A 12,539-nucleotide genomic window follows, 5' to 3' on the forward strand; every position below is an offset into this window, starting at 1 on the left:
TCAGTGCTGCGTCATCCGCACCATTGACCAGTCATAGCCGAGCGCGCGGGTCCGCGCCTCGATCGTATTGCGCGTCAGTTCGTCCGGCTGGGCGGTGCGGCTGAGGAGCCATAGATAGCGGCCGGAAGGCTCACCGACGATCGACCATGAATAGTCATCCGCATGGTCGAGCACCCAGTAATCGCCGACATAGAACGGGCCGAAGAAGGAGACCTTGAGCTTGGCATTATCGCTGCCGGGCACAATTTTGGCCTTGCCGTGGGCTGTCTTCACCGGTCCCGTGATGCTGCCTTTGCGGCAGGTGTTGATGACATCGATGCCACCATCGTCACGCTTGCGGTATTCGGCGGTCACGCCTTCGCAGTCCGTCTCGAAGCGGTTCTCATAGCGGCCGATCTCGTACCACAGGCCGATATAGCGCGTCGTGTCGACCGGCTTGGCCGGCTGCGGCACCGCCGCGTTGCCGACCGGCCCACCGGACACAAGGCTGGCGCAGGCGGTCAGGGCGAGGAAAGCGCCGCCGGCCACGGCGAGCGGAAATATCAGGCGGTTTGGCTTCATCACGACTCTCCGGATTATGCAGTTGCGCGAAAGGTCCGGTTTCCGCAATAAATATTCAATGTGGTCTATTCACCCTTATCCGGCAGGGTAAAGCTGAACACGCTGCCCTCGCCCGGCTTGGAGCGCAGGCTGATATCACCGCCGCACAGCCGCACGAACTTGCGGCAGGTCGAAAGCCCGATGCCCGTGCCGATATAGTCGTCGAAGCTGTGCAGGCGCTGGAAGACCTGGAAAATGCGCTCATGGAACACCGGATCGATGCCGATACCGTTATCCGCCACGTCGAAGCGCCAGACCTTGCCCTCCTTGCGGGCCGAAACCGTGATTTGCGGTGTCTGGCTGCCGTCCTGGAACTTGAGCGCATTGCCGATCAGGTTTTGCAGCAGAACCCGCATCAGGGTCGGGCTGGTCCTGATCACCGGCAGGCTGGCGGCGGTCACCCGCGCCTGTTTTTCGGCAATCACATCGGCGAAATCCGGGATCAGTCCATCGAAAATTTTCTGGCAATCGACCGTTTCCAGCTTGACCTCTTCGCGGCCGATACGTGAAAACCCGAGGATGTCGCGGATCATCGTCTGTACACGGACGGCATTGTCGCGGATGTATTCGGCATAGCCCAGGGCTGCGTCATCAAGCTGCCCGGCCACGCCTTCGGCCAGCAGGCCGGCATAGGCGTTCATCATGCGGACCGGTTCCTGCATGTCGTGCGAGCAGACATAGGCGAAGCGTTCCAGTTCCTCGTTCGACTGGCGCAGATGGGCGTTAAGTTGCAGGATCTGCTGGCGCTGGGTGTAAAGGTCGAGATAGACCTTGACCTTGCTTTTCAGGATATCGGAATTGATCGGCTTGAAAATGTAATCGACGGCGCCGATCTCGGCGGCCTCAGTGGCGAAATGGTCTTCCTTGCTGATGGCGGTGACAAAGATGATAGGCACAGTCTGCATCGAGGGTCGCGTCTTCATCAGGCGGGCGGTCTCGAACCCATCCATTACCGGCATCTGAACATCGAGCAGGACAATGGCGAAGTCTTCTTTCAGCACCAGGTCCAGCGCCTTTTCACCCGAATCAACCGTGGCGATATCTGCACCCAGCGGTTTCAGCAGGGCTTCAGTCGCCAGCAGGTTTTCCCAGCGGTCATCGACAATCAGGATTTTAGGTTTGGCCACGCCGAAGCTGTCCTGGGCGTCGCCGCGAAGGCTGTTCATTGCGCTCATAGGGTCTCTCACCAGCACTTTAAGCCGACTCACACCCCGGCTTGCGGCGGCCCCGCGCAGACTATGCTACCGCAACCTGGCGGTGAAATCACAATTTGGTTTTCAGGTCGTAAGGATTAATTCGGGTTGTGATGGGCCTACCTCATCGCAACCCACAGCGTGCGACCGCGCGCCGCCGCCAGTGCAGCGAGCCTGCGCGGCCTCTGAGCGCATTAAGCGAACAGGACGTCGATATCCGCCTGATTCGTTTCAGGCCCATCCAGCGCCGGGCCATTGAGCAGCAAATTCTGGGCACGGAGTTCGGCAGCCGTCAGATCGGCGGCGGCCACTTCCTCGCCGATGCCGACCACGGCGGCCAGGTCAGCCACCCGCGCCTCGATCTGATTCAGCAACCGGACGATCTTGGAAATACGCTGGCCGGTGATGTCCTGGAAGGCGCAGGCCTCGAACATCTTCATCACCTCGTCGGTGATGCGGCCGGCCAGTTGCGGATCCGCAGCATCGAGCGCCATCACGCTTTCCGCCGCCGTCATGATGGTATTGGTGGCGCTTTCCGTATCCTGTGTGATGGCCGCCAGTTCGGCGCCGGCGTTAGAAAAAGCGCCATTGGGGTTCAGGTCGCTGATCTCCGCCCGCGCCTGGGCAATGGAATCGGCAATCGCCTGGAAATCCTGCGAGCGGCGGGTATCGAGCTTGAGGTAGAATCTGTGCAGCAAGCCGACCAGGGTTTCTGAGTGCTGCATCAGATCCATCAGGCGGGACAGGTCGCCGTCGGGATCGAGGCGGCGGAGGGGTATACACGAGGACATGGGAACAAACTTACTGCGCGGCGGCCGTGATTTCAGCGCTTTCGGACTGCGTCCAGTAGGCATCGACATCGCCGCACACCTGCTTCACGTCATCAAAATAGAAAGGCTTGGGCAGCAGGAATTTGACGCGGGCACGACGGGCCTTGTTAAGCGCCGCGGCACCGGCATCTGGATTATTGAGCTGGCCGGCCGTCATGATGGCGATCGGCACATCCGGCGCCAGATCACGGTAAGCGTCGAGATCATCCAGCGTATTATGGCTCTCGATAAAGACATCGAGCACTAAAAGATCAAATTTCTGCGCGCTGAGTTGTGCCAGAGCTTCCGGCATATCGACGACGCAAACGGCCTCGTATCCGGCGCGCTGGAACATTTTACTGATAATGATCGCCTGGGTCCGGCTGTCTTCCAGTATCAGCACCTGTCTCGCCATAACTCGCCCCTTGCACACTAAACGTATACTATTAGAGCGGGTAATGCCTAATATATGGTTAGGGGCGCGTATAACATCATACAAAAAAGCGGCCCTTTTGGGACCGCTTTCTGTTTAGGCTCTCAATGCTTCCTTGGCCGCCTGTATCGCCAGTATCTCATTGGGCATGACCTCAACGAAGGCTTTCAGGCTGTTATCCCAGTCATCAAGAATAGCCTGGGCGCGCGGCGACAGGGTCTTCTCAAGGTGGGTGATGATCAGCTCTCTCAGGCGGGCCACATTCTCATCCGGAACGGTGCGCAGCGTAATGCCTTCGGGGTTGATATACTGGGCGAAGGTCTGGTCCGGATCATAGACATAGGCGACACCGCCGGTCATGCCCGCGCCGAAATTGGCACCGGCCTTGCCGAGGATAACGACTTCGCCGCCGGTCATATATTCGCAGCCATGCGCGCCGACGCCTTCGACCACGGTGGTCGCGCCGGAATTACGGACCGCGAAACGCTCACCCACCGTGCCCGCGATATAGAGCTGGCCGGAGGTGGCGCCATAGAGGATGGTGTTGCCGGCCAGGGCCTGGTTTTCCTGCCAGACCTTCGGACGGACGACGATGGTGGCGCCCGAAAGCCCCTTGCCGACATAGTCATTGGCCTCGCCGATCAGGTTGATGGTCAGGCCCTTGACAGCGAAGGCGCCGAGCGACTGGCCGACCGAGCCGAGCAATTCGAGCTTGAGGTGGCCTTCATCGAGCGAATTGCCGTACTTGCTGACAATATGGGACGAGGTGCGGGTGCCGACGGCGCGCATGGTATTGCGCACATCGTAGGTCAGTTGCATCTTTTCCTTACGTTCCAGCATGTAGGCGGCATCACGGACGATCTGGGCGTCGAGCGTATCGGCCACTTCATTGATCTCGTCATAACGCGTGATGGTGGCGCCCGGATCGAGATCGACGCGAACCAGCAGCGGGTTCAGGTCGAGGTCATCGAGATGCGCGCCACCGCGCGACACCTGCTGAAGCAGGTCGGTGCGGCCCGTGGCTTCACCCAGCGACCGCAGGCCGAGCGAGGCGAGGATTTCGCGCACTTCGCGGGCGATGAAGGTGAACAGGTTGATCACCTTGTCCGGCGTGCCGGTGAACTTGGCGCGCAGGCGTTCGTCCTGAACGCAGACCCCGACCGGGCAGGTGTTGGACTGGCACTGGCGCACCATCAGACAGCCCATGGCGACCAGCGAGGCCGTGCCGATACCGAATTCGTCGGCGCCGAGCATGGCAGCGATGACGATATCACGGCCCGTACGCATACCGCCATCGGCGCGCAGGCGGATCTGGCCGCGCAGGTTATTGAGCGTCAGCACCTGGTGGGCTTCCGACAGACCGAGTTCGAACGGGAGGCCGGCGAACTTGACCGAGGTGAGCGGCGAAGCCCCGGTACCGCCGACATTGCCCGCCACAAGGATGGCGTCGGCTTTTGCCTTCGCCACGCCGGCCGCGACCGCGCCGATGCCCGACTGCGACACCAGCTTGACGGTGACGCGGGCGCGCGGATTGATCTGCTTCAGGTCATAGATCAACTGCGCCAGGTCCTCGATCGAATAGATGTCGTGGTGCGGCGGCGGCGAGATCAGGCCCACACCCGGCGTCGAGTGACGCATACGGGCGATGAACTCGGTGACCTTGAAGCCGGGGAGTTGCCCGCCTTCGCCGGGCTTGGCGCCCTGGGCCACCTTGATTTCGATTTCGCGGCACTGGTTGAGATATTCCGCGGTAACGCCGAAACGGCCCGAGGCGATCTGCTTGATCTGCGAGTTCGGGTTGTCGCCGTTCGGACGGCGGTGATAGCGTTCCGGGTCTTCCCCGCCCTCACCCGATACCGAACGGGCGCCGATGCGGTTCATGGCGATGTTCAGGGTCTCGTGGGCTTCGGGGCTGAGCGCGCCCAGCGACATGCCCGGCGTGACGAAACGCTTGCGGATTTCGTTGACTGATTCCACTTCCTCGATGGCGATCGGGGCGGCCTTCGCCTCGCGTGCCAGCAGGTCACGCGGGCTGGTGGGCGCCGTCTTGGACATGCCGGCGATCAGGGCCGAGTACTTCTTGAAGACCTCGTAATCGTCACGCGTCGTGGCATCCTGAAGCAGGTGGATCAGTTTCGGCTGATAGTAGTGGGTCTCGCCGGCGGCGCGCATCTTGTAGAAGCCGCCAATCGGGGTGACCGGCTTTTTCGCCCACGCATTGAGATGCAGCTTCGCCAGCTTCTGCTCGATACCGCTGAGGCCGATACCCGAGATGCGCGAGGTCACGCCGGGGAAATATTCCGCCACCAGCGCACGCGACAGGCCGAGCGCCTCGAATTCATAACCCCCGCGATAGGAGGAGATAACCGAAATGCCCTTCTTGGCCAGGATCTTCATCAGGCCGGCCTCGATGGCCTTCTTGTAGTTCGAGAACGCCTTGTGTTCGTTGAACCCTTCATAACGGCCCTGGGCCAGGCGTTCCTGAAGGATTTCCAGCGTCAGATAGGGGTTGATCGCCGTGGCGCCGACGCCGACCAGAACCGCGAAGGTGTGCGGGTCCATGGCTTCCGAGGTACGGACGATGATCGAGACGAAGGAGCGCAGGCCCTTTTGCACCAGCCGCGAGTGAACAGCGGCGGCAGCCAGGATCATCGGCACGCCCATCAGTTCGGCGGAAAGCGCCTCGTCGCTGAGGACGATCATGCTGGCCTTGTCCTCGCTGACGGCCTTGACGGCTTCGTCGCGCAGACGCTCCAGCGCGGCCTTGAGGCCGGCACCCGGCATTGCGTCTTCAGCCGGTACAGCAAAGGTGCAGTCCAGCTTGGCGACATGGCCAACATTCTCGAACGTCACCATGCGTTCATACATCAGCGTGCTGAGGAACGGGCTTTCCAGCACGAAGACGTCGGTCTGGGCTTCATCTTCAGCCAGGATATTGCCGAGGTTCTTGAAGCGCGTCTTGAGCGACATGCCCTGCGCTTCGCGCAAGGGATCGATCGGCGGGTTCGTGACCTGGGCGAAGTTCTGGCGGAAATAGTGGGCCAGCGGGCGCCACTGCTCGGAAAGCACGGCCAGGGGCGTATCGTCGCCCATCGAGCCGATGGCCTCCTTGCCGTCCTTGACCATGGCGTCGAGCACGGTATCGAGGTCTTCAAGCGTGAAGCCGGCGGCGATCTGGCGGCGGTGCAGTTCCTCGCCATGATAGGCGCGCGGCTCCGGCCCCGGCATGATCAGGGGCTCCAGCTCAACCATGTTTTCCAGCCAGCCCTTGTAATCGTGCTTCTGGGCCAGGGCGTCGATGATTTCGTCTTCACCATACAGCTTGCCGCCTTCGAGATCGACCGCGATCATGCGGCCCGGCGCGATATGGATACGGCGCGCGACGCGTTCCTCGGCCACGCCGGTCATGCCGGCTTCCGAGCCGACGATCAGCAGGCCGTCCCTGGTTTCGGTGACGCGCAGCGGGCGCAGGCCGTTGCGGTCCTTGCCGGCGATGACCCAGCGGCCATCGGTGGCGCAGATGGCAGCGGGGCCATCCCACGGTTCCATCACGGCGTTGCAGTAAGCGTAAAGCGCCTTGTTGGCCTCGGAAACCGTGGCGTCCTTGGCAGTGGCTTCGGGAATCAGCAGGGCCTTGGCCATGGGTGCCGAACGGCCGGCGCGGACCAGCAGCTCGAAGACATTGTCGAGCGCGGCGGAATCGGAGCCGCGCGGCTGGATCACCGGTTTCACGTCGGACGCCTGGTCGCCGAAGGTGGTGGCGGCCATACGGATTTCGTGCGACTTCATCCAGTTGATGTTGCCGCGCAGGGTGTTGATTTCGCCGTTGTGCGCCAGCATCCGGAAGGGCTGGGCCAGGCGCCATTCGGGGAAGGTGTTGGTCGAGAAGCGTTGGTGGAAGATGGCCACCGACGAGGTGAAGTCCGGATCCTTCAAATCGAGATAGAAGTCATCGACCGACTCGGCGCGGAACATGCCCTTGTAGATCAGGGTCTTGGCCGAGAAGGAACACAGGTAGAAATCACCGAGATTGGCTTCGTCGACACGCTTTTCAATGCGACGGCGGCAGAGGAACATGGCGCGTTCCAGCGCCTCGCCTTCCAGACCTTCCGGCGCGGCCATCATGATCTGCTCGATTTCCGGGCGCGTGGCCGAGGCGCGTTCACCCAGTTGCGTCACGTCTACCGGCGGCTGGCGCCAGCCATAGAGATAGAAGCCGGAGCGCAGGATTTCGGATTCGACGATGGTCCGCGCCGTTTCCTGGGCGCCGAGATCGGTGCGCGGCAGGAAGACCTGGCCGACGAGGATCGGGCCCGAACGCGGCTTGTGGCCGATATTTTCAACCTGCTTGCGGAAGAAAGCTTGCGGCACATTGATCATGATGCCCGCGCCATCGCCCGACTTGCCGTCGGCATCGACCGCGCCGCGGTGGAACAGGGCCTTCAGCGCCTTGACGGCCAGTTCGACGACTTCGCGCTTTTGCGAGCCGTCGATCGAACAGACAACACCAACGCCACAGGCGGAGATTTCGGACGCCGGATCATAGGCATGGCCCTCGATAAGGCGGGCGCGCTGATCCTGGTAGTGCTTGTAAGAATCGAATTTGGTCATTTTATTCCGCGGCTCCCAGTTGGAGCTCTTCGTTGGCATTCGCCGGGACAAGGAGTTCGGTTTGCAGATAATGATGAATGTCGGCGGCGGCATCCTGGCCTTCGCGCACGGCCCAGACGACGAGCGACGCGCCGCGGACGATATCGCCCGCCGCGAATACGCCATCGACCATGGTGCGGAACTCACCGGCATGAACCTTGATCGTGCCCCAGCGTGTCACTTCGAGCCTGGGCTCGTTGAACATCACCGGCATGTTTTTCCGGTTCGAAGCCGAGGGCTTCGATGATCAGGTCGGCCGGCAGGTCGGATTCGGCGCCGGCGATATCCTCGATGCCCTGGCGGCCTTGCGCGTCCGGCGTGGTCAGGCGCATCCGCTGAATCTTCAGGCCGGTGACGGTTTCGGCATCGCCCAAAACGGCCTTGGGGGCCGATAGCCACTCGAAGCGGACGCCTTCTTCCTCGGCATTGGCGACTTCGCGGTCGGAACCCGGCATATTGGCGCGGTCACGGCGATAGATACACGAGACCGACTTCGCGCCCTGGCGGATGGCGGTGCGCACGCAGTCCATGGCGGTATCGCCGCCGCCGATAACGACGACGGTCTTGCCCTTGGCGTCGAGGTGCGCCTCTGCGGCGGGATCAACTTCGTAACCGAAGCCCTGACGGTTCGACATTGTGAGGTAGTCGAGCGCGGCGACCACGCCCTTCGAACCACAGCCGGGCACGCTGAGGGCGCGGCCCTTGTAGACGCCGGTGGCGATCAGGATGGCATCGTGCTTTTCACGCAGTTCCTCGAAGCTGACATCATTGCCGATATCGCAGTTCAGCACATATTCGACGCCCGAATCCGCCAGACGATCGGTGCGGCGGGCCACGACGTGCTTTTCCAGCTTGAAGGACGGGATGCCGTAGACCAGCAGGCCGCCGGCGCGGTCATAGCGGTCATAGATGGTGACCTTGTAACCGAGGGTGCGCAGGCGGTCGGCGGCGGCGATGCCGGCCGGACCGGCGCCGATGATGCCGATCGACTGCGCGCGCACGACTTCCGGCCTGATCGGTTCGATCCAGCCGTTTTCAAACGCCATGTCGCCGAGATAGCGCTCGACGCTGCCGATGGTGACGTTTTGCCAGCCGGATTGCTCCAGCACGCAGGAGCCTTCGCACAGGCGATCCTGCGGGCAGATGCGACCGCAGATTTCCGGCAGGGTGGAGGTGGCCGATGACAGTTCCCAGGCTTCCCGCGGACGGCCTTCGGCGGTCAGGCGCAGCCAGTCGGGGATGTTATTCGACAGCGGGCAGCCATGCTGGCAGAAGGGCACGCCGCACTGCGCGCAGCGCGATGCCTGGTGCGACGCCTGTGTCGGTGTGAAGTCGGCATAGATTTCATTGAAGTTGCCGGTGCGTGTCTTCGCATCGGACTTCGCCGGCGTCTTTTTGACTTCAATCACGAAACGGTTCGTATCCATCTCACTACCTTCTTACTCGAAGCGACCCACTAAGGCCCGATACTCTCAGCAGAGGGTGCTAAAACGCAAAACCCCGGCAAAGAAAAGTTCAAATCTCATATCGGGCAAAGGTCTGTCAGGTTTTTTACCACAGATGACATATTTACCGCGATGGTATCATTAGATACTTGTAGCTCAATCGCCGCATGGCTTCCCTCGCCCAAAAAACGTTTCTTGGCTCGGGCGGCCACTTGGCCTTGCCGAAACGCGAGCGTTTCGGAGGTTGTTCTTCTGCACATCTATACCCCGACATGCAAACCCCCTCGGCTGATCCCGTGGCCGCCCCGCGTGGGGTGGGCCTGAAATCAATCACGAGGGGGGAATTTCAATCCGGCTTTTCAGCCTTCTGATTATCCGTGCAGGGTCTCCCCGTGCTGTGATTGATCCAGGCCCTCGATCTCCTCTTCCTCTGTTACGCGAAGGCCTGTTGTGTATTTGCAGACCATGAGGATCAGGAATGTAAGCACCGCGCTCCAGCCGATGACCACCACGAGGCCGAGCAACTGTTTGAGTACGCTGGCGCCGGCACCGGCCGGATTTATGTCTGTATTGGCGAAGACCGCTGTCAGGAGCGCGCCGGTAAAGCCGCCCACGGCATGGACGCCGAACGCATCCAGGCTGTCATCATAGCGGAACATGTTCTTGACGTAGGTCGAACCGAGATAGCAGATCGGGCCGGTGATCAGGCCCATCAGCAGGGCGCCGCCCGGCGTGACGAAACCTGCCGCAGGCGTTATGGCAACCAGGCCAGCAATAAGACCCGAAACCATGCCGAGCAGGGTCGGCTGCTTGCGCTCGAACCATTCCGGAATGATCCAGCCGATCGCGCCAGTCATCGCGGCGACGATGGTATTGAGCATGGCCACCGAGGCGCGGCTGTCGGCGGCCCATTCCGAACCGGCATTGAAGCCGATCCAGCCAACCAGCAGCATCGAGGCGCCGATCATGGTATAGCCGAGATTATGCGGCGCCATGTTGTCGCGGCCGAAGCCCTTGCGCTTGCCGATCACCAGACAGGCGACCAGGCCGGCGACACCGGAATTGACGTGAACCACCGCACCGCCGGCGAAATCGAGCACGCCCATCTGGCCAAGGAAGCCGCCACCCCAGACCCAGTGCGCCACCGGGGCATAGACCAGCACGCTCCACAGGGCCATGAAGACGCAGAAGGCCGAAAACTTCATGCGCTCGACGATCGACCCCATGATCAGGGCCGGGGTAATGATGGCGAAGGTCATCTGGTAGGCGACCCACAGATATTCCGGCAGGTTCGGGGCGGCCTTGTAAGCCGTATCGAGCCGGACGCCATTCAGCAGGGCAATATCGAAACCACCGATGATCTTGTTGAGGAAACTGCCGTCAGAACCGCCGCCAACACCGAAGGCCAGGCTGTAGCCGATGAAGATCCAGATTACAGAGGCGATCACCGACACGGCGACCGATTGCGCCAGCACCGACAACAGGTTCTTTTTGCGCACCATGCCGCCGTAAAACAGCGCCAGACCCGGCAAGGTCATGAACAGGACCAGGCAGGTGGCGACAATCATCCAGCCGGCATCGCCGCCATTCAGGTTGAGCGCAGCCTGATGCGCCAGCAGAACGGGCTTCGCCGCCTCTGCCGTTGCCGCCGCTGCACTGACCTGCCAGATCGCCATGTCACATCCTTAGAAATTCAAAGCTTTACTCAACACACCGCAGTCCGGGCACGGACAAAGTCCGTGTGTTTGCACACGCGAGATAGAGGGTATTTTTTGTCCATAGCGGAAGATTGTCGGGATTAAAAGACAAATTTTTCCCGCACGCCTGCAAAATTTGAGAAATTTTACGACCGCACGACAAAATACCGCTTCCGGCCGTCATATTGCCCGCCAGAGACAGCAATCTGTCATTTACCCCTTGAACGACAACACCGCGGCGACGATTTCATCCTGCGTCGCTTCATCCAGATACGGGCTGAACGGCAGGCTGATGACGGTCTTCGACTTGGCCTCCGAGACCGCCAGGTCGCCGGTGCCGGAGGTGAACATCGCATAGCCCGGTTGCTGGTGCAGCGGGATCGGATAATAGACCGCCGAAGGCACGCCCTTTTCACGCAGGTGCGCCTGAAGGCCATCGCGGTTTTCGTGCTCGATGGTATATTGCGCCCAGGTCGAAACGTAACCTTCTTTGACGAAAGGCACCGAGATCACCTTGCCGCCGAGCAGGTCATTATAGCGTGCCGCCACCTTCTGGCGCAGGGCGATTTCCTCGCCGAAAATGGCCAGTTTCTCGACCAGGACCGCCGCCTGGATGGTATCGAGGCGCGAATTCATGCCGATGCGGACGTTCAGATACTTGGCTTCGTGCGTGTAGTTCATCGTCGCCGCGTCGGTCGGCGTGGCGCCGCCGTGGACGCGGAACGAGATCAGACGCTCCAACAGGGCATCGTCATTAGTCACCACCGCGCCGCCATCGCCATAGCAGCCGAGCGGCTTGGCCGGATAGAAACTGGTGGCCGTCGCTACCGCCCATTCCAGCGGCTGCCTGCCATTGATGGTGCCGCCGAACCCTTGGGCGGAATCGCTGATCAGGTGGAGGCCGTACTTTTTCGCAATGACCGACAGGGCCGGATAGTCAGCCGGCTGGCCGAACAGATCGACGGCGATGATGGCGGCAGGCTTCAGGCGGCCTTCCTTTATAACCGCTTCAATGGCCGCCTCCAGCTTCATCGGATCGATATTGTAGGTATCGGCCTGGATATCGACAAACACCGGCTCCGCGCCGGTCATCGGCACCACTTCGGCGGTGGCGACAAAGGTAAAGGCCGGCACAAAAACCGCGTCGCCCTTACCTACCCCTAACCCCAGCAGGATCAGCTCGATGGCGTCGGTGCCGTTGGCGCAGGAAAGCGTGTGCTTGGATTTGGCAAAGGCCGACATATTGGCTTCAAAGGTCTTGACTTCCGGCCCCATGATATAGGCGCCGTGCTTGATCACCTTGAGAACGGCGTCCTCGATCTTCGCGCCGATACGTTCGCGCTGGATGCCGAGGTCGATAAACGGAATAGCCATGGGAACACGCCTCAATAACTGCCGCGCCGGATTTCGGCGTCACATGCGCTTTACCAGCATATGAAAGCAATGCACCTCAAAAGGCGTTTCCCAAAATTTCACTAAAGGCTTTCAGTAAACAGTCGTTAATAAAATTGTATACGATTTTACTTGAAGCCGTCACGGAGCGGCGATATAGAGGCCGCGCATCAAGAGCAGGCCAAAAAGAAATACGGCCCGCGCCAACCTGCCTTCCCCGGCAAGGTGGCAGCCTTCAAAAAGGCGATGCGGCCGATGTCCGGCAACGAAACGGGACCGTCTTCACCTCCCTTTCGAGACACCTGTTCCTAAAGGACCAG

The 12,539-nt window shown here is 61.0% G+C and carries 7 protein-coding genes, 1 pseudogene and 1 riboswitch; all 8 genes and pseudogenes read right to left on the reverse strand.

The window, feature by feature from the left end; translation table 11 throughout:
• The gene (locus NVV72_05815) at nucleotides 1-561 is read right to left on the reverse strand and encodes a lipocalin family protein (protein ID MCR6658869.1); all 561 of its coding nucleotides are present in this window, start codon (nucleotides 559-561) and stop codon (nucleotides 1-3) included.
• A 65-nt stretch (nucleotides 562-626) separates the two neighbouring features.
• On the reverse strand, nucleotides 627-1,775 hold the full coding sequence (locus NVV72_05820; protein ID MCR6658870.1) for a response regulator: 1,149 nt from the start codon (nucleotides 1,773-1,775) through the stop codon (nucleotides 627-629).
• A gap of 212 nt (nucleotides 1,776-1,987) precedes the next feature.
• Complete coding sequence (locus NVV72_05825) at nucleotides 1,988-2,584, reverse strand: protein phosphatase CheZ (protein MCR6658871.1); 597 nt, start codon at nucleotides 2,582-2,584, stop codon at nucleotides 1,988-1,990.
• Between the two features lie 10 nt (nucleotides 2,585-2,594).
• Nucleotides 2,595-3,017 (reverse strand): response regulator, encoded by a 423-nt coding sequence (locus NVV72_05830; protein MCR6658872.1) that lies wholly within the window; start codon nucleotides 3,015-3,017, stop codon nucleotides 2,595-2,597.
• Nucleotides 3,018-3,131: 114 nt separating this feature from the next.
• On the reverse strand, nucleotides 3,132-7,646 hold the full coding sequence (gene gltB / locus NVV72_05835; GenBank protein MCR6658873.1) for a glutamate synthase large subunit: 4,515 nt from the start codon (nucleotides 7,644-7,646) through the stop codon (nucleotides 3,132-3,134).
• A gap of 1 nt (nucleotide 7,647) precedes the next feature.
• Nucleotides 7,648-9,112, reverse strand: a pseudogene (locus tag NVV72_05840) (NAD(P)-dependent oxidoreductase).
• A gap of 389 nt (nucleotides 9,113-9,501) precedes the next feature.
• Complete coding sequence (locus NVV72_05845) at nucleotides 9,502-10,806, reverse strand: ammonium transporter (GenBank protein ID MCR6658874.1); 1,305 nt, start codon at nucleotides 10,804-10,806, stop codon at nucleotides 9,502-9,504.
• A gap of 234 nt (nucleotides 10,807-11,040) precedes the next feature.
• Entirely contained in the window at nucleotides 11,041-12,201 is a 1,161-nt protein-coding gene (locus NVV72_05850; GenBank protein MCR6658875.1) for a DegT/DnrJ/EryC1/StrS aminotransferase family protein, read from the reverse strand.
• Nucleotides 12,202-12,381: 180 nt separating this feature from the next.
• A riboswitch (SAM-I-IV-variant riboswitch) is annotated at nucleotides 12,382-12,499 on the forward strand.
• Nucleotides 12,500-12,539: the final 40 nt, after the last annotated feature.

This window comes from Asticcacaulis sp. (genome assembly GCA_024707255.1).
Taxonomy (GTDB): domain Bacteria; phylum Pseudomonadota; class Alphaproteobacteria; order Caulobacterales; family Caulobacteraceae; genus Asticcacaulis.